This window comes from Leptospira limi (assembly GCF_026151395.1).
GTDB lineage: Bacteria > Spirochaetota > Leptospiria > Leptospirales > Leptospiraceae > Leptospira_A > Leptospira_A limi.
This window is the reverse complement of record NZ_JAMQPV010000022.1, coordinates 1-292: the sequence shown is the minus strand read 5'-3', so window position 1 is coordinate 292 and position 292 is coordinate 1. Positions and strand designations below refer to the sequence as shown.

General features: G+C 38.4%; 1 protein-coding gene. It reads right to left on the bottom strand.

Translation table 11 applies throughout. The features are described from left to right. Positions 1-292: hypothetical protein (locus ND812_RS18380; protein WP_265376766.1), on the bottom strand; the 292-nt coding region annotated here is incomplete at both ends.

Sequence of the window (292 nt, the reverse complement as noted above, 5' to 3'; positions counted from 1 at the left end):
GGCTTCCTGGTAACTCTTTAGCTGGTTATAATACTGAGTCATTCCCATCCGAGCAATGTATGACTCATCTAATTGGCTACTCGTTAACCTTGATAAAAATTCTTCCCGATTGCTTACCAGATCTAAATTTGCTGTTTCTTCCCAACTAGTCAAAGCTACTGCTTTTTGCGATTCCAACTCCTTGAACACATAATCTTTATATGCATTCACATCATTTATTGCATCACTCGTTGTGATACTATTTACATATTCAAATATTGCCTCATCCACTCGGTCTTCCCAAGAAGCACGA